14 protein-coding genes and 2 tRNA genes are annotated in these 17,297 nt (G+C 61.6%); 2 read left to right on the top strand and 14 right to left on the bottom strand.

The window, feature by feature from the left end:
* The first annotated feature begins 708 nt into the window (after nucleotides 1-708).
* Complete coding sequence (locus IV498_RS00750; protein ID WP_269044638.1) at nucleotides 709-1,257, top strand: flavin reductase family protein; 549 nt, start codon at nucleotides 709-711, stop codon at nucleotides 1,255-1,257.
* Between the two features lie 27 nt (nucleotides 1,258-1,284).
* Here the strand turns inward: IV498_RS00750 and IV498_RS00745 are convergent, their stop codons facing one another.
* Nucleotides 1,285-1,923 (bottom strand): rhomboid family intramembrane serine protease, encoded by a 639-nt coding sequence (locus IV498_RS00745; protein ID WP_442951249.1) that lies wholly within the window; start codon nucleotides 1,921-1,923, stop codon nucleotides 1,285-1,287.
* Between the two features lie 284 nt (nucleotides 1,924-2,207).
* Nucleotides 2,208-2,750 carry a peptidylprolyl isomerase gene (locus IV498_RS00740; protein WP_269044636.1) on the bottom strand — a complete coding sequence of 181 codons (543 nt, stop codon included), beginning with the start codon at nucleotides 2,748-2,750 and terminating at the stop codon, nucleotides 2,208-2,210.
* Nucleotides 2,751-2,888: 138 nt separating this feature from the next.
* Between IV498_RS00740 and IV498_RS00735 the strand changes: the two genes are divergently transcribed.
* On the top strand, nucleotides 2,889-3,944 hold the full coding sequence (locus IV498_RS00735) for a hypothetical protein (RefSeq protein WP_269044635.1): 1,056 nt from the start codon (nucleotides 2,889-2,891) through the stop codon (nucleotides 3,942-3,944).
* Between the two features lie 98 nt (nucleotides 3,945-4,042).
* Here the strand turns inward: IV498_RS00735 and IV498_RS00730 are convergent, their stop codons facing one another.
* The 12 genes from IV498_RS00730 to dnaA all read right to left on the bottom strand — a co-directional run bounded on the left by IV498_RS00730 (nucleotide 4,043) and on the right by dnaA (nucleotide 17,217).
* Complete coding sequence (locus IV498_RS00730) at nucleotides 4,043-4,924, bottom strand: DMT family transporter (RefSeq protein ID WP_269044634.1); 882 nt, start codon at nucleotides 4,922-4,924, stop codon at nucleotides 4,043-4,045.
* A 129-nt stretch (nucleotides 4,925-5,053) separates the two neighbouring features.
* A tRNA-Ala gene (locus tag IV498_RS00725) sits at nucleotides 5,054-5,126 on the bottom strand.
* 53 nt (nucleotides 5,127-5,179) lie between these two features.
* Nucleotides 5,180-5,311 carry a DLW-39 family protein gene (locus IV498_RS00720; RefSeq protein ID WP_269044633.1) on the bottom strand — a complete coding sequence of 44 codons (132 nt, stop codon included), beginning with the start codon at nucleotides 5,309-5,311 and terminating at the stop codon, nucleotides 5,180-5,182.
* A gap of 11 nt (nucleotides 5,312-5,322) precedes the next feature.
* Nucleotides 5,323-5,396: transfer RNA gene (locus IV498_RS00715), tRNA-Ile, on the bottom strand.
* Between the two features lie 99 nt (nucleotides 5,397-5,495).
* Entirely contained in the window at nucleotides 5,496-6,014 is a 519-nt protein-coding gene (locus IV498_RS00710) for a DUF3566 domain-containing protein (RefSeq protein WP_269044632.1), read from the bottom strand.
* A complete protein-coding gene (gene gyrA / locus IV498_RS00705; RefSeq protein WP_269044631.1) occupies nucleotides 6,011-8,776 on the bottom strand; it encodes a DNA gyrase subunit A in 2,766 nt (921 codons plus the stop codon). The genes IV498_RS00710 and gyrA overlap by 4 nt, the downstream gene beginning before the upstream one ends.
* Before the next feature lie 60 nt (nucleotides 8,777-8,836).
* On the bottom strand, nucleotides 8,837-10,816 hold the full coding sequence (gene gyrB / locus IV498_RS00700) for a DNA topoisomerase (ATP-hydrolyzing) subunit B (protein WP_442951252.1): 1,980 nt from the start codon (nucleotides 10,814-10,816) through the stop codon (nucleotides 8,837-8,839).
* Between the two features lie 431 nt (nucleotides 10,817-11,247).
* The gene (locus tag IV498_RS00695; RefSeq protein WP_269044649.1) at nucleotides 11,248-11,781 is read right to left on the bottom strand and encodes a DUF721 domain-containing protein; all 534 of its coding nucleotides are present in this window, start codon (nucleotides 11,779-11,781) and stop codon (nucleotides 11,248-11,250) included.
* A 100-nt stretch (nucleotides 11,782-11,881) separates the two neighbouring features.
* Nucleotides 11,882-13,084 carry a DNA replication/repair protein RecF gene (gene recF / locus IV498_RS00690; protein WP_269044629.1) on the bottom strand — a complete coding sequence of 401 codons (1,203 nt, stop codon included), beginning with the start codon at nucleotides 13,082-13,084 and terminating at the stop codon, nucleotides 11,882-11,884.
* Nucleotides 13,085-13,173: 89 nt separating this feature from the next.
* A complete protein-coding gene (gnd, locus tag IV498_RS00685; protein WP_269044648.1) occupies nucleotides 13,174-14,121 on the bottom strand; it encodes a phosphogluconate dehydrogenase (NAD(+)-dependent, decarboxylating) in 948 nt (315 codons plus the stop codon).
* Between the two features lie 57 nt (nucleotides 14,122-14,178).
* Nucleotides 14,179-15,303 (bottom strand): DNA polymerase III subunit beta, encoded by a 1,125-nt coding sequence (dnaN, locus tag IV498_RS00680; RefSeq protein WP_269044628.1) that lies wholly within the window; start codon nucleotides 15,301-15,303, stop codon nucleotides 14,179-14,181.
* 501 nt (nucleotides 15,304-15,804) lie between these two features.
* Complete coding sequence (dnaA, locus tag IV498_RS00675) at nucleotides 15,805-17,217, bottom strand: chromosomal replication initiator protein DnaA (RefSeq protein ID WP_269044627.1); 1,413 nt, start codon at nucleotides 17,215-17,217, stop codon at nucleotides 15,805-15,807.
* Nucleotides 17,218-17,297: the final 80 nt, after the last annotated feature.

The raw sequence follows: 17,297 nt of genomic DNA, 5'->3' as shown, positions 1-17,297 counted from the left end.
AGAAGCCCCATGGAGCGCCCAAGACCGGCTCCGGATCAGGACTTCAGCCCAGAAGAGCCCAATCCGGCGTCCGGCTCCGGCGCGAAAAATGGCCCACCGGAAAAACCCGGGCATAATAGATCCGCCTTAATCAGCGGGCTCCTAGCGGCCGCCCCCGGTCCTCCTGACGGGCTTTCGGCGACCACGCACAGGCCGTCCACATGGGTTTCATACACTCCACTCCTGACCAGCAGTGCAGGTTTCCACTGGCTGGGCCGCCAAGTGATGCCCGCCCATAGCGCGTGGTTACTGCATAGACCTCATCCCGGCACAGTGCGCCCCCCGACGGTTCCACTGTGCGCCCCAGCTTGGCGGGAATCTCACGCGGGTGCCAAATGCAGCCTTCGCGCAGTGGTTGTAGCTTGGCGGGCGAAACACACCGCCGTATCCATCCAAAGTTTTCCCCACCGGTTGTTAACCTTTTCCACAGACGTGGACAAAACCGGGGAGCTTTTCCCTTTCTTGCTGGCTCCGCGCCCGTCCCAACCGTGGAACTACATGTGTGTAAGTTATACCCACTGTGGATAGGGCTGTGCATAACCCGGTGTTCGAATACATCGGCGCCCATTCGAACTACTACAGTGTGGTTATACCCATCTGTGGATGAGACTGTGGATAACGGTGCCGAAGAACACGATGGCACTGCGCACGGCATGAAACGATGAGTACATGGAACTTCCCGGCGAGCTTCCCTCCCTATCCCTGGAAAGGGACCCTGTCCAGGCTGCCGTCGACTCCTATCGGCAGCTGAGCGCAGATGCGGCGTCGGGGGTGGGCGTGGTAAGCACCATCCTGCACGGCCGCGACTACGCTGCCACGGTCAGTGCCTTTCTCTCCGTCTCCTACGATCCGCCGACCATGATGGTCAGTCTGTATGCAGAATCACGGATTGCGGAGGCTGTGTCAGAGGCGGGCGTGTGGACCCTGAGTCTTCTGGCATCACGGCACCGGGGAGTGGCCAATTGGCTTGCCAGCCCGGGAACGGGACTCGAGGGCTTGCTGTCGCCGGTGCCCTATCGGCGGGGGCACGCGACAGGGGCGGCCGTCGTCGACGGAGCGCTGGGCTATTTCGAGCTGAAGACGAGCGCCATCCATCCTGCAGCGACACATCTGCTGATCGTTGGGGACGTCCTGGCGATGGGAACTGAGGCGGTTCCGGCGGATGCCATGGATCCACTTATCCATTTCGGCTCGGCCTACCACCGCCTCAAAGCCTGACAGCCGCACAAGCTGCCGGCGGGGCCACTACAGCTGGAACAGCACTGCTTGACCGTGCAGCAGTGCGGCCTTGCCGATCGTCAAACCGGTCAAGACCAGAAGGAGAATGGCCAGACCGCCCCACTGAAACAGATTCCGGCGGGGTCCCTTCGGTGCGTAAGCGAGGATCGCAGCACCCACGGAACCGGCGACAAGACCACCCAAATGCGCCTGCCAAGCGATACCGGGCACCAGGAACCCCAGCGCGGCGTTGATTACGATCAGGACGATGATCTGCCGCACGTCCCCACCGCGCTGGCGCTGGATCACAAACAGCGCACCGAAAAGCCCGAAAATGGCTCCTGACGCGCCGACCACCGGAACGTTCAGGGGTGCCAGCAGCAGCACCCCTACCGAGCCGGCAAATGCGGACACCAGGAACAACGCCGCGAAACGAAGTCGTCCCAACGCCGGCTCGAGGGCGCGCCCCATGATCCACAGCGCGTACATGTTAAAGAGGATGTGCGGCAGGAAGTTCTGTGAGTGCACGAATGCCGCGGTGAACATCCGCCATGGCTGGAACTCGGTATACACCGGGGCATACCAGAGGCTGCTTTCCACGTTCAGGCCCGGAACCCACTGCAGCAGGTACACCAGCGCGCAGAGCGCGATGATGGCATAAGTCACAACGGGCTTTCCTGAGCCCAGCACACCGCCAAACGGAGTGCGGTGAACAGGCGCGCTGCGTGCGGCCTCGCGCACGCAGTCAACGCATTGGATTCCGACGGCGGCGCTGTGCTGACATGCCGGACAGGCCGGCCGTCCGCACCGCTGACAGCGGACATACGAGACGCGGTCCGGGTGGCGGGGACAGACCGGCACGTCTGCGGGTATGCCCGCCGTCGGTATTCCGTGACTCACAGTTTTCGCATCCGGATTTTGGTTCGCTTTAGTCCTTGAACGGGCCGGGTCTAGAGCTGCTCGACCGTGATGGATTTAATGACCACGTCTTCGCGCGGCTTGTCGCCGGGGCCGGTTGAGACCCCTTCAATGGCGTCAACGACGGCCTTGGAATCGGCATCCGCAACCTCACCGAAGATGGTGTGCTTGCCCTGCAGCCACCCGGTGGGAACGGTGGTGATGAAGAACTGTGATCCGTTGGTCCCCCGGCCGGCCTGGAGGCCTGCGTTGGCCATGGCCAGCTTGTAGGGCTCGTTGAAGTTCAGGTCCGGATTGATCTCGTCATCAAACTGGTAGCCGGGTCCGCCGACGCCGCGGCCCAGCGGATCGCCGGCCTGGATCATGAAATCCTTGATGATGCGGTGGAAGATCGTTCCGTCGTACAGCGGCGCATTTGTCTCTTCGCCGGTGGCCGGATGCTTCCAGGTGATGTCGCCCGTCGCCAAGCCGACAAAGTTCTTCACCGTTTTCGGCGCATGATTGCCGAAGAGATTGACGACGACGTCGCCCTGGCTGGTGTGGACAGTTGCTTTTGCGGTTGGAATAGCAGTCATGCCGTTAGTCTTTCACGTTGGCGCCACGAATTGCTGTGTCAACGCCCGGTTCAGCGCACAGTGAACCGGAGGAATAGCCGGAGACAGCCAATCCACGTAGGCTAAAGGAAGGTTTACCAAGAAATCCGGGAGGTAGTTGTGAAGAAAGCAGACCGCATTACCCACGACCTGGAGGAAACGCTGACCAGTGGCGTCGAATCTGCACGGGATTGGGTTGCTCCCCATGTCGAAAAGGGCATGGAATGGGCCACCCCGCACGTCGAAGCTGCCCTGAACTGGGCCGTTCCGCGGCTGGAAAAGGGCTTTGAAACCGCTTCTCCGAAAGTCCAGGATGGGCTGCGTAAGGCAGCCCATATGACGGCCGGCGGTGTCGCCTCCGTGACACCGCGCATCCAGGGAGGCCTGGACAGACTGGCTCCCAAAATTTCCGATGCCGTGGACGGAGCCACCCCCCGCCTGCAGGAAACACTGGATAAAGCCTCGCCGGCGATCAACAGCGCCAGGGACAAGGTGGTGGGAGACTACCTTCCAATGCTTTCCGGCAAGTTGGGCAGCGCCGCGGATTCATTGAGCAAGGCCTTGGAGAACGCCCGGACGCCGGAGCAGGTCAACGTCGTTATCGCCAAACTGACCGGCGACAAGCATGCCGTTGCCAAGGCCCAGAAGGCTGCCGCGCAGGCAGCAAAGAAGGCCGCCGTCGACCTGCGCAAGCAAAACCGGAGCGGCCGGAAGGGCTGGCTCATCGTTGGCGTCATCGCTGCTGCGGCTGCGGCCGGAGTGGCAGCATGGAAAGCCTCCCAGCCGGTCGAGGACCCGTGGAAAACCCCGGCTCCGGTGAGTACCTCCGGTGCCGGTACCCCGGCCATGGGCAGCGCAGCCGGCGATGCCAAAATTCCCGCGGACGCTGCAGAAGAAAAGGCCGGCCAGGCCTCCGCAGCGGTGGCTGAAGCAGCCAGCGAGGCAAAAGCTGCGGCTCAGGACCAAGCCGCGGATCTGGCCGGGAAGGCCGAGGATCTGGGCACGAAGGCCCAAGACGACAGCGGCGATGCCGCTGAGTCGGTAAAGGATGCCAAGCACGCTGCCTCGACGAAGGCCGAGAATGCTGCAACGGACGCCAAAACGGCCGTGCGCAATATCGCCTCCAAGATCGAGGATTCGCACTCCTCGAACCCACCGAAGCCCGGCGAGCAGTAACGGGCGCGGTTTTCAAACCGCCGCTTTGTACACCGAAGGGATCCTCTCCATGAGGGTCCCTTCGTGGTATCCGGAAGGTCCCTGCGGAGTGGCGTCCGCTAATCCGGCAGAGCCGGAGCCTTAACTCCGGCCCGACCCTGACCGGTTATAACGACGGCGAGTCCGGCCAAAATGAGGATCAGGCCCAGATACGTTCCCGCGGGAAGCTTCTCGTGCAGGAAGATGGCGGCCAGCAGCGCGGCACCTGGTATCTCGAGCAGGATGATCATGGAGACAACCAGAGGGCTGATTACGGCCAGCAGGTGATTGAAGACGCTGTGCCCCATGATCTGTGCCACCAGGGTCACCGCCAGGATACCCACCCAAGCCTGCCAGCTGAATCCTGCCAACGGCACCCTGAACAGCAGGCACAGCAGCACCAGCACAACTGAGCAGGCCCCATAGCACAGCGTGGTGTAAACACCCGTCGACAGCGTCCGCCGGGCCTGACCCCCCGCCATGGTGTAGACCGCCGCAAGTGCACCACCGGCAAGCGCCAATCCGTCTCCCACGGCGGCCTGCGGCGACAGCGAAAGGTCAAAACCGGAGATCACCAGCACGCCGACGAAGGCCATGGCCAGACCCAACAGGAGCGCCCGCCCCGGCCTGAAGCCGCGGAACAGCTGGAAGAGCGCAATCCAGGCTGCCTGTAGGCACACTAGGGCCGTTGCAGCTGCCACACTGGTCAACTGTAGGGCGGTGATAAAGCAAGCGAAGTGCAGCGCCAGGGCTGCCGCGGCAATGGCCACCCACTTGTAATCAGCGAAACGCAGCCGCGGGAATTGCCGGCGCTGGGAGAGTAGGGCGGGGATCCCCATGATGCCGGAGCCAAGGGCAGTGCGCCAGAATGCTATAGCCAGGGCAGGAGCCACAGTGGCAGCCATGATCGGCCCTGACGCCGCTACGCCAATAACCCCAAGGCTGGCCAGAAAAAAGTTCACCCCGCAACTCTATGCCGCCTACCGATCCGTCCCGGACCACAGGGGCCGCCGGCCGATCCGTCCCGCACCGCTGGGAAAGGTGTCGAAACAAAAGTCCCGGCCAGCTTTCGCTGACCGGGACTCTTCCGGTGGAGGCACGGGGACTCGAACCCCGAACCCCCTGCTTGCAAAGCAGGTGCGCTACCAATTGCGCCATGCCCCCGGAAGGATTTCCTAAAAGGAAACGTACTGCTGGTGTCCGTTCACCACGCGAAGCTACTCAACCCGATCGGTCGCGTTGCTCCACGTGCTTTTTCGGACGTTGGATTCCTGCCACTTTCGGTAGAAAACGACACCCGTGACCGCCGCTGCAACAACCAGCAACTTCTTCACGAATTCCTCCTCCATGGTAGGTTCCGTGGGCGCACCAGGACTTGAACCTGGGACCTCTTCGTTATCAGCGAAGCGCTCTAACCGCCTGAGCTATGCGCCCTTCCGGCCCTCAACGGGCCGAAATAAAACATTACCTCACCGCGCCACAGTCCCCAAATCGGAACGTCCGACACGAGTCGCCAACAATGCCGGCCAAATCTTAGTCGTCGGTCAGGGTAATTCCGATACCGCCCACCAGGGTGGCGGAAATGTTGTACAGCACTGCTGAGAGCACGGACAGAGCCGTCAGCAGCAGAACGTTGACGACGGCGATGATGGTTGCAAAGGAGGCAACCTGGCCCAACGACGCATACTTTTTCAGGTCAAAGCCACCGCCCTCGGTGCCTTGGATGTCGGTCATCAGGGAGTTCACTTTGTCGAAGACTCCAGTCAGATCCAACACCGACCACAGCACCACGGCGGCCACCACGGTGATGATGCCCAAGGCCACAGAAAGCAGGAAAGCCATCTTCAGCACCGACCACGCATCAACCTTGCTGACCAGCAGCCGTGCCCGGCGCGCCTTCGCCTTGGCAGCCGGCTTCACCAGCGGAGGACGGGAACCGGTCGCGGGACGCTGTGCCGTGGCAGGGGCACCGCCGGGACGCTGTGGAGGACGTGCCGGCGCACCCACCCTGGGGCCGGCTGTGGGCCTTGGGTTCGAGTTGCTGGTGCTCAATCGGTACCTCCACTACTAGCGTTGTTGTCCCTCAACGGTACTTCATTGACTTCCGGATTTCCGCTTTCGGCCCCGCTGAGCTCGTCCGCCGCCGTGGCGCTGCCCATGGTGGTGCCGGTTCCGGTGCCCTGTGCGTCCCCGGCTCCGGACGCATCCGGGCTGGTGTCGGGCGTTGGCGAGCCGCCGGCAGGCGCGGCGCCGTCATCCGGGCCGTCGTCACCGGCCGCTTCGGCACCAACGAGATTCTCAAGTCCCCGTTCGCTGTTGCGGGCGACCTCAATGATCCTGTCGTTCTTGTCCGGTTTGGCGAAAATCACACCCATCGTGTCGCGGCCCTTCGCCGGCACCTCGGCGACGGCGGAGCGCACCACCTTGCCCCCGTTCATGACCACCAGCACCTCATCGTCCTCCTGCACAATCAGGGCGCCGACCAGATCACCGCGGTCCTCGGCCAGCTTGGCGACCTTAATACCCAGCCCGCCACGGCCCTGCAGGCGGTATTCCCCGACGGCGGTGCGCTTGGCGTAGCCGCCCTCGGTGACAATGAAGACAAAGGAATTGTCCGTGATCACATTGGCTGCCAGCAGCTCATCAGCCCCGCGGAACTTCATCCCCGTCACCCCTGAGGTGGCCCGGCCCATGGGCCGCAACGCCTCATCTGTGGCGGTGAAGCGGATGGACTGACCCTTGCGCGAGACCAGCAGCAGGTCGTCCGTCTCGGATACCAGCTGGGCGGAGACCAATTCGTCGCCGTCGCGCAGATTGATGGCAATGACTCCGGCGGAGCGGTTGGTGTCGTAGTCCTCCAGCCGGGTCTTCTTCACCAGCCCGTTCTTGGTGGCCAGCACCAGGTACGGCTCCTGCTGGTAGTCGCGCAGGTCCTGCACCTGGGCTATTTTCTCATCCGGCTGAAAGGCCAGCAGGTTAGCCACGTGCTGGCCCTTGGCGTCACGGCCGGCCTCCACGAGCTCGTAGGCCTTCGCACGGTACACCCGGCCCAGGTTCGTGAAGAAGAGCAGCCAGTGGTGGGTGGTGGTGACGAAGAAGTGCTCCACCACGTCATCTCCGCGCAGCTGGGCGCCCTTAATGCCTTTGCCGCCGCGGTGCTGCTGGCGGTAATTGTCGCTGCGGGTCCGCTTGACGTAACCACCGCGGGTGATGGTGACGACCATTTCCTCTTCCGGGATCAGGTCTTCCATGCTCATATTCGGGTCGTACCCGAGCATGATCTCTGTTCGGCGCTGGTCACCATACTTGTCGGTGATTTCCTGCAGCTCAGTGCTGACGATGCCGCGTTGGACCTCCTCGGAGGCCAGGATACGGTTGAACTCGGTGATGGCCACTTCCAGTTCACCATGCCGATCCTGGATCTTCTGCCGCTCCAGGGCAGCCAGCCGGCGCAGCTGCATGTCCAGGATGGCTCGGGCCTGCAGCTCATCAATATCCAGCAGCCCGATCAGGCCTTCTCGCGCCTCTTCGGTGGTGGAGGACGCCCGGATAAGCGCTATGACCTCATCCAGGGCATCGAGCGCCTTGAGCAGGCCGCGCAGAATGTGTGCCTCCTCCTCCGCCTTCCGCAGCCGGTAGCGGGTGCGCCGGACAATGACGTCCAGCTGGTGCGTCACCCAGTGCCGAATGAACGCATCCAGACTGAGGGTGCGCGGCACTCCGTCCACTATGGCCAGCATATTCGCCCCGAAATTGTCCTGCAGCTGGGTGTGCTTGTAGAGATTGTTCAGCACCACCTTGGCGACGGCGTCGCGTTTGAGCACGACGACGAGCCGCTGGCCAGTGCGTCCGGAGGTCTCATCACGGAGGTCGGCAATGCCGGCGATCTTGCCGTCCTTGACCAGCTCCGCGATCTTGATGGCCAGGTTGTCCGGGTTGGCCTGATACGGCAGTTCGGTGACCACCAGGCAGGTGCGGCCCTGGATCTCCTCAACGTTGACCACTGCGCGCATGGTGATGGATCCCCGGCCTGTGCGGTAGGCATCCTCGATGCCGTTGTGCCCCAGGATCTGTGCCCCGGTGGGGAAGTCCGGGCCCTTGATCCGCTGGATCAGCGCCTCAAGCAGTTCCTCGCGGCTGGCACGCGGGTTGGAGAGGTACCACTGCACGCCGTCGGCAACTTCGCGCAGGTTGTGCGGTGGAATGTTCGTGGCCATGCCCACGGCGATGCCGGAGGATCCGTTGACCAGCAGGTTCGGGAACCGGGACGGCAGGATGGTGGGTTCCTGGTTCTTCCCATCGTAGTTGTCCTGGAAATCGACGGTTTCCTCGTCGATGTCGCGGACCATTTCCATGGCTAGCGGGGCCATCTTGGTCTCTGTGTACCGGGGTGCCGCGGCACCATCGTTGCCGGGAGAGCCAAAGTTGCCCTGGCCCAGGGCCAGCGGATAGCGCATGGTCCAGTCTTGGATCAGGCGGACCAAGGCGTCGTAGATGGCCATGTCGCCGTGTGGGTGATACTGCCCCATCACTTCGCCCACCACACGGGCGCACTTGTTGAACGAGCGCTCAGGGCGGTAGCCGCCGTCGAACATCGCGTACAGCACCCGGCGGTGGACCGGCTTGAGGCCATCGCGGACGTCAGGCAGGGCCCGGCCCACGATGACGGCCATAGCGTAGTCCAGGTAGGAGCGCTGCATCTCGGTCTGCAGATCCACCTGCTCGACGCGGTCGGTCAGCACATCCGCCGGGATGTCGCCTTCGAGGACGGGCTCTTCGCCGTCGCCGGGGACATCAGTGGTGTCGTCACTCATAGTCTAATAATTCCGTTCCAAATATATGTCGGATCGAGGATATAAAGGCGCCTGCTAGCGCTAGATATCAAGAAATCGGACGTCCTTGGCGTTCTGCTGGATGAAGTTCCGGCGGGATTCCACATCTTCACCCATCAGTACGGAGAAAACTTGATCCGCGGCGGCCGCATCCTCCATGGTGACCTGCAGCAGGGTGCGGTGTTCCGGGTCCATCGTGGTATCCCACAACTCGGTGTAATCCATTTCGCCCAGCCCCTTGTAGCGCTGGATACCGTTGTCCTTGGGAATGCGCCGTCCGTTGGCCAAACCATGCGCCATCACCCCATCCCGTTCACGGTCGCTGAACACGTAATCGTGCGGGGCATTGGACCATTTGATGCGGTAAAGCGGCGGCTGGGCCAGGTAGACGTAACCGCTTTCAATCAGCGGACGCATGTAGCGGAACAGCAGGGTCAGCAGCAAGGTGGTGATGTGCTGGCCGTCCACATCCGCATCGGCCATCAGAACAATTTTGTGGTATCGGGCCTTATCCACGTCGAAGTCCTCGCCGATCCCGGCGCCAAAGGCCGTGATCATCGCCTGGACCTCGGCGTTACCCAGAGCGCGGTCCAGCCGGGCGCGCTCCACATTGAGGATCTTGCCGCGCAGCGGCAGGATGGCCTGCGTGGTTGGGTTGCGTCCGCGTACGGCGGAGCCGCCCGCGGAGTCGCCCTCCACAATGTAGATTTCGGAGACCGAAGGGTCCTTGGACTGGCAGTCCTTGAGCTTGCCGGGCATACCGCCGGATTCGAGCAGGCCCTTACGCCGGGTGCTTTCACGCGCCTTGCGGGCCGCCAGCCGGGCCTGGGAGGCCTGGATGGATTTGCGGATTACGTCGCGCGCCGGTCCGGGATTGCGCTCCAGCCAGTCGCCGAGCCCGTCGGTGACCACGCGCTGTACAAAGCCCTTGACCTCGGAGTTACCGAGCTTGGTTTTGGTCTGGCCCTCGAACTGAGGTTCGGAGAGCTTAACGGAAATGACAGCCGTCAGACCCTCGCGGATATCGTCGCCGGTGAGGTTCTCGTCTTTTTCCTTGATGATGTTTTTGTCGCGCGCATACCGGTTTATCAATGAGGTCATCGCCGCGCGGAAGCCTTCTTCGTGTGTGCCTCCCTCATGGGTGTTTATGGTGTTGGCATAGGTGTGCACACTTTCCGAATATGCCGTGGTCCACTGCAGGGCCAGTTCCACCGCCATCTTCCGGCTGGAATCCTCGGTTTCGAAGGCGATAACGTCCTCGTGAATGACATCGACTTTTTTGGAGGAGTTCAGATGCTTCACATAATCGAGCAGGCCGTCGTCGTACTGGTAAACCACTTCACGGTGCCCAAGCGCATCCTCACCCTCCGCCAAAACGGAATCAAGGTTCAGGTCGGTGTCCTCATCGGCGCCGGTAACAACGCTGCGCTCGTCAGTTAGCGTGATCTTCAGACCCTTGTTTAGGAACGCCATCTGCTGGAAACGTGCGCGCAGCGTCTCAAAATCGAAGGCAGTGCTTTCGAAGATCGTGGGGTCAGCATAGAAGGTTTGCGTAGTTCCGGTCTGCTCCGTCGCCTCGCCTTTGACCAGCTCACCCTGCGGTTTGCCGCCGTCGGCGAATGTCATCCGCCAGACGTGGCCCTGCCGGCGAACCTCGGTGTCCACGCGTGCGGAAAGGGCGTTAACAACCGAAATACCCACGCCATGCAAACCACCGGAGACCGCGTAGCCGCTGCCGCCAAACTTCCCCCCGGCGTGCAGGATGGTCATGACCACTTCAACTGTCGGCCGTCCCTCGGAGGGGTGGATGTCCACCGGAATCCCGCGGCCATTATCCACCACCTGCACTCCGCCGTCCGCGCGCAGTATCACCTCAATATGGTCACAGTAACCTGCCAACGCTTCATCAACGGAGTTATCCACCACTTCATAGACCAAGTGATGGAGTCCGCGGAGGCCGGTGGAACCGATATACATGCCTGGGCGTTTCCGAACAGCCTCAAGGCCCTCCAGAACGGTAATATCGCTGGCGCCATAACCTGTAGGACCAGGGGTATCGCCATCGGTCGGGGTGGGCTGGTTCGTGCCGGAAGCATTCGCTTCGCTGGTCACGGATTCCGGATTTTCCGAGTCACTGGTAGTCACAGCCGCGTTCGACCCCTCTATTCTTCGTTGGTTGCTGCAGCGGCCAGGCAAGCGAACAAACTAACGTCGCGGACTATACGGCCCGCGCTGGCACACCACTAACTGCCGCCGTTTTGGGAAGAGCAGATGCCACCCCTTGCCGGCGTTCAGATTCGCTTCAATTCTACCTTGCCCTGGGGTCAAAACGGGTCCAAACAGCCTCTAAACGGGCGAATATGCCCGATAGGAGCGTTTATTAACAATCCCACCGGGGGATCTACGCCGTGGGGCGGTTCCAGCGTCCTGTGTGGCCTCGCGTACGGCTCCGGTCAGCCGTATGTGTCCCGTGGTCCGCGGCCGCTGACACTGCGGTACCCCTTGCGCCAATTGGGCGCCGTGGGGGCCACAACCTGCAGCTTGGTCACCACACCGGCGCCGAGTTCCTTGTCGAATCGGGCCAGCAGCGAAGCGCTCAACAGTCGGAGCTGTGTGGCCCAACTGGTGGAATCGCAGCGCACTTGCAACGTGGTGCCGGAAAAACTTTCCGGCTGGCAATGCGCACTAATGTCCGGACCCACGAGGGAATTCCACTGAGCCATCACCGATCCCACCGCCACAGGCGATGACCAGCCTCGCTCGGTGATCAGCCGGCTGACCACGCTGCCCAAACCGAGGGGGTCGCGGCCGGCATCCTGGTTGGTGAAGGTTCTGCGCCACCGTGCCTGCCGCGCAACAGCAGCCGGTGTGCCACTGCGTCCGGCCGGAAGCCGGATCTCGCCCCTGCTCCTGGCAGCCGCCCGCATCCGGTTCAACGCCGCCTGCGCAGCGTCAACCTCGGTCGAATGCAGCTCAGCAGCGCCAATACTTCCAGCGGCGTCGTCCTCAACGTCTTTTCCCGCCACGGTTGCCCGGCCGCTTTTCCCGATCGGGCGCCCACGCCGCGGCCGCTCTGATCCCAAAGCCTCACTCTCCATCGCTTACAATTCCGCCGGGAAGCACGCGAATCTGCACTCCCCTCAATTCGCGGGGAATGTCCGCAGCGACAGCCGCCGTCACCAGAACCTGCTCCGCCCCGGACACAATGCTGGCCAGCTTGGTGCGGCGGTCAGTGTCCAATTCGGCAAAAACGTCATCCAAAATCAGAATCGGAGCGTTGCCTTCCATCTGGGCATCTTCCAACAGAACGTAATAGGAGGCAAGGCGCAGCGCCAATGCGGCCGACCATGTTTCCCCGTGTGAGGCGTAGCCGCGTGCCGGCGCGGAACCCAGCATCAGTTCCACTTCATCGCGGTGTGGCCCCACCAGCGAAAGTCCGCGCTCCAGCTCACGCCGGCGTGAGTCGGCGAACGCCTGAACGTAGCGACGGGTCAACTCCGGCACACCCAGACCCGCCAGCTGAACATCCGCATCGGGGGAACCAAGGTCCGTTTCGCCGTCGTCGGACAGCTGCCCCTCCAAGGTGGAGCGGTAGTTAGCCTTCAACTCCTTGGACCCATCCGTCAGCTGCCGATAGGCCATGGCCAGATGCGGCTTCAGCCGTTCCAGCAATTCCAGCCGCGCGGCCAGCAGTTGGGCACCGGCCACAGCCATATGCTGGTCCCAAACGTCCAGGGTTGCCTGCTGTCCCTCGCTGACACCGGCACGTGAATAGTGCTGTGATTTGGCAGATTTAAGCAACGCATTACGTTGCTTCAGCACTCGTTCATAGTCGCTGCGGATAGCAGCGCTGCGAGGAATCAGCGTAACCAGCAGCTCATCCAGGAAACGCCGCCTGTTACCGGGATCGCCCTTTACCAGCGCAAGGTCTTCCGGAGCAAACAGCACGGTCCGGCAGATTCCGAGGATGTCCCGGGCCCGCACGGGATTCGCCCGGTTAATGCGGGCCCTGTTGGCCCGCGAGGCGTTGATTTCCAGTTCCAAGCTGGTGTTCTGCCCGCCATGGACCAGCCGCGCACGAATCAGGGCGCGCTCAGTGCCGAATCGCAGCAGCGGGCCATCCGCGCTCACCCGGTGCGAGCTGAGGGTGGAAAGGAAGGCCACGGCCTCCACCAGATTGGTTTTGCCCTGCCCATTGGGCCCTATCAGCACCGTCACGCCCGGTTCAAGCGGCAACTCCACCTGGGTGTAGGTGCGAAAATCTGTTAGGGACAGGTGTGCCAGGTACACGCGGCTCACTTCACAGGAGTTGGTCGTCGGCCAGGGCGGACTTCGAAACAAGGGCAGGACGACGGCGGGCTGCCGCCGGGTTGGTGCCTCTAGGAGCCGGCTGGCGGGGCTGGCTTATCGCTGTGCCCAGAAGGCTTGACCGCGTGGCCACCGAACTGATTCCGCAGGGCGGAAACCATCTTCATCGCCGGGGAATCCTCCTGGCGCGAGGCGAACCGGGCAAAAAGCGCTGCCGTGATAGCAGGTGCGGGGACGCCATTGGAAATGGCCTCCTCGATGGTCCAGCGGCCCTCGCCCGAATCCTCAACATAGCCGGCAATCTTGGCTAGATCCGGATCTTCCTCCAGCGCCTTAACCATTAGATCCAGCAGCCAGGAGCGCACCACTGTGCCCTTCTGCCAGGCGGCAAAGGTTCCCGGAACGTCCTTAATGATGTCCTTGGCCATCAGCAGTTCGTACCCCTCGGCGTAGGACTGCATGAGACCGTACTCAATGCCGTTGTGGACCATTTTGGCGTAGTGCCCGGCGCCGATATCCCCAACATGGACAAAGCTCTCGGCCCGCTCGCCCTCAGGCCGGAGGGCATCGAATATTGGCAACGCCGCTTCGACGTGCTCCTGCTCTCCGCCTGCCATCAGTCCATAGCCGTTGGCCAGTCCCCAGACGCCGCCGGAAACACCGCAGTCCACAAAGTGGATACCCTTTTCGGCCAGCTGCGCACCGTGCTTTTGATCCTCAGTAAACCGGGAATTTCCACCATCGATGATCAGGTCGCCGGTGTCCATCAAGGAACACAATTCGGTGATGACGCCGTCTGTCACCTCACCGGCGGGAACCATCACCCAGATGGTCCGGGGGGTGGGAAGTACCTTGACCAGCTCCTTCAGCGAGGAAACGTCCGTCACGTCCGGATTACGGTCATAGCCGGTGACGTCAATTCCCGCAGCACGGATCCTTGCCCGCATGTTAAAACCCATTTTGCCGAGGCCGATGAGCCCGATATGCATGGTATGTCTCTTTTCTGATCGGGTGAATATGCTGACTAAACCCCGCGGACGGCTTAGCGGACTGTGGAACGGACGCTCGGACGGCGGTCAGGGATTGGGCAGCCGAACGGGCATCACCAAGTAGCGGTAGTCGTCGCGGTCTTCGCCGTCGATGTCGTCCTGGGCAGTGATCATGGCCGGCTTCGGGGCGGAAGTGAACGAAAAACGCACAAATTTGCTGTCGAAGGCATTCAATCCCTCACTGAGGTAGTGCGGGTTGAAGGCAACCGTAATGTCCTCTCCCACCAGCGCGGTCTCCAACACTTCCGAAGCCTGCGCATCTTCCCCTGTTCCCGCGTCGAGGCTCAGTTGACCGTCAGTGAAGGCGAGGCGCACCGGTGTGTTTCGTTCGGCCACGAGTGAAACCCGACGCACCGCTTCGGAAAGGGCACTGGTTTCGACCGTTGCGTGGATGGGGGTGTTATCCGGGAACAGCGAGCGGATCTTGGGGTAATCGCCGTCGACCAGCAGGGACGTGGTGCGTCGGCCGCCGCTTTCAAACCCAATGAGTTCGCTGTTGTCGGATAAAGCAATATTGAGGTCGCCGGCGCCGCCGAGGGTCCTGGCCACTTCATTGAGGGTCTTGGCCTTGACCAAGGCGCTGGTGGAGATGCCCGGAACGTTGGGGCGCCAGTGGACTTCCCGCAGTGCTAATCGGTAGCGGTCGGTGGCCAGTAGGGTGATCAGATCACCCTCGATCTCCATCTTGACACCGGTCAGGATTGGCAGGGTGTCATCTTTGCTGGAGGCGATAATCACCTGTGAAACCGCCTGCGCAAAGGCCTCGCCGGAGACGACGCCGCTGACCTGGGGAAGAGCCGGAAGTTCGGGATAGTCGTTTTCCGGCATAGTGGCGAGATTGAACCGGCTGTTGCGGCAGCTGAGCGTCACCTTGGATCCATCGGTTTCGACGTCCACGGGCGCCGACGGCAGGCTGCGGCAGATATCTGCCAGCAGGCGTCCGGAAACGAGGATGGTTCCTTCTTCGGATACGTCAGCGGGAATTTCCAGCCGCGCGGAAATCTCGTAGTCGAAACTGGCCAGACTGAGAGTGCCGGCTGCGGCTTTGAGCAACAGACCGGAAAGTACTGGAACCGGTGGCCTGGGGGACAGCGACCGTGCAGTCCAGCTGACGGCTTCCGCCAGGACTTCCCGTTCAACTTGGAACTTCACGGAAGGGTGCCGCCTTTCATTCGCACATCGCTTACAGGGTTGGTTTTTCCCTCCCAAGGCAGCCACAGCTGTACGGAACGAATCCGCTGCAGGATCGGGTCCGACCGTTCCAGCACGTCGCTTGGGAGGGAATTACATGCTTTGAGATAGCTTAGCCCGTCGTCCGGTCTCCGGATGCATCTGGATTCAGGGCTGCGGCCTTGGGTGTTTGGGGAGCGTAAATGTTATTTGGAAGAACGTTATTTATTGGGATTCGTAGTGTTAATAACACCTGTGGAAACTGTGGATAACCCGTTCCCGGTGCGCATTTGCGGAGATTCGGGCTGTGCACAATGTGTGGGTTCCCGCCTGTGCCTCCGGGAATGTCGGTGGACAACTTTCCCCGTCATTACAGGGATCCACAGGTACCCGGCTAGTTACCCCCGGATACACCCGAGTTGTCCACGGTGTTATCCACAGGCCTATACACAGGTGGTGATTCTTGCCGTGATTCCGTGGGTTTCAGCCTTCACGCTGCTGCTGCTTGATCCGGTTGGTCAGTTCGGTGACTTGGTTGTAAATCGCGCGCCGTTCGGCCATCAGTTCACGGATCTTGCGGTCGGCGTGAATCACAGTTGTGTGGTCACGGCCGCCAAGTTCCTGTCCGATCTTGGGCAGGGACATATCGGTGAGCTCCCGGCACAGGTACATGGCGATCTGCCGGGCGGTTACAAGCGTTCTGGTCCTGGACTTGCTGCAGAGCTCCTCGAGGCTCATGTTGAAGTAAGCGGCAGTTTGGCCGATGATCGCCCCTGCCGTGATTTCCTGGGCACCATCGTCGGTGATGAGATCCTTGAGGACGATTTCGGCGAGTCCAACGTCCACGGACTGGCGGTTCAGGCTGGCAAACGCGGTGACACGAATGAGCGCGCCCTCGAGTTCGCGGATGTTCGTGGAGATTTTGGAGGCGATGTATTCCAGCACATCGTCCGGGGCGTACAGACCCTCACCGATGGCTTTCTTACGCAGGATAGCTATTCGCGTTTCCAGTTCCGGAGGCTGGACGTCGGTCAGCAATCCCCATTCGAATCGGGACCGCATCCGCTCTTCAAAACCCGAGAGTTGCTTGGGTGGCAGATCCGAGGTGATGACTACCTGTTTGTTGTGGTTGTGCAGTGCATTGAATGTGTGGAAGAACTCTTCCTGGGTTGCTTCCTTGCCGGAGAGGAACTGGATGTCGTCGATGAGGAGGATATCCACGTTGCGGTAGAGGGACTTGAAGCTAGTTCCCTCGTCATACCGGATCGAATTGATGAATTCGTTGGTGAATTCTTCTGAATTGACGTACCGAACCCGAATGCCGTTGTAGAGCCGGCGGGCATAGTGGCCAATGGCATGGAGCAGATGGGTCTTGCCCAATCCCGAGTCGCCATAGATAAACAGCGGGTTGTAGGCCTTTGCGGGGGCTTCAGCGACGGCGACGGCGGCGGCGTGGGCGAAGCGGTTGGATCCACCTATCACAAAGGTGTCAAAGACGTACTTCGGATTCAGCCGGCCAAACTCATGCGAGTTACTCGGCGGCGTCGGTTGTGGCTTGGCCTCTGGTTCCGGTCCGCGCAGCGGCGCCACTTGCTGTTGTGGTTCTTCCTCATCCGGGATGGGGGTGAGGTCTGCGTTGATGCTGAAGGCACAGAGGATGTCGCTGGCAAAGACTACCCGGAGGGCATCATCGAGCGCGTTCTTGAGTTGGGTTTGCAGAACTTCCCGGGTGAGTTCATTGGGCACGGCCACCAGCAGGGTTGTTCCTATCAGGCCAAGTGGCTGGGCCAGCACCACAAATCCCCGTTGGCGGGGTGTGACCCGCTCGTCTTGTTCCAGCAGCCGGACAACTTTTCGCCAGGATGCCCCAACGTCGTTAATATCATCGGTGCTCATGGATGGTTTCCGCTGTCTTCGTTGTAGCGCTGCTCATGGGTGCGGGGTGTCCGTAATCTTAGATCTCTTGCTTGTATGGT

The sequence above is a fragment of the Paenarthrobacter sp. Z7-10 genome (assembly GCF_026932795.1).
In the GTDB taxonomy this organism is placed as follows: domain Bacteria; phylum Actinomycetota; class Actinomycetes; order Actinomycetales; family Micrococcaceae; genus Arthrobacter_M.
Note: the sequence above shows the minus strand (reverse complement) of the source record. Positions and strands in the feature narration are given on the sequence as shown.

Coding starts and splice junctions, on each gene's coding strand:
- IV498_RS00750 (WP_269044638.1), top strand. CDS start 709: ATGGAACTTCCCGGCGAGCTTCCCTCCCTATCCCTGGAAAGGGACCCT.
- IV498_RS00740 (WP_269044636.1), bottom strand. CDS start 2,750: ATGACTGCTATTCCAACCGCAAAAGCAACTGTCCACACCAGCCAGGGC.
- IV498_RS00720 (WP_269044633.1), bottom strand. CDS start 5,311: ATGGAGGAGGAATTCGTGAAGAAGTTGCTGGTTGTTGCAGCGGCGGTC.
- gyrA (WP_269044631.1), bottom strand. CDS start 8,776: ATGAGTGACGACACCACTGATGTCCCCGGCGACGGCGAAGAGCCCGTC.
- dnaA (WP_269044627.1), bottom strand. CDS start 17,217: ATGAGCACCGATGATATTAACGACGTTGGGGCATCCTGGCGAAAAGTT.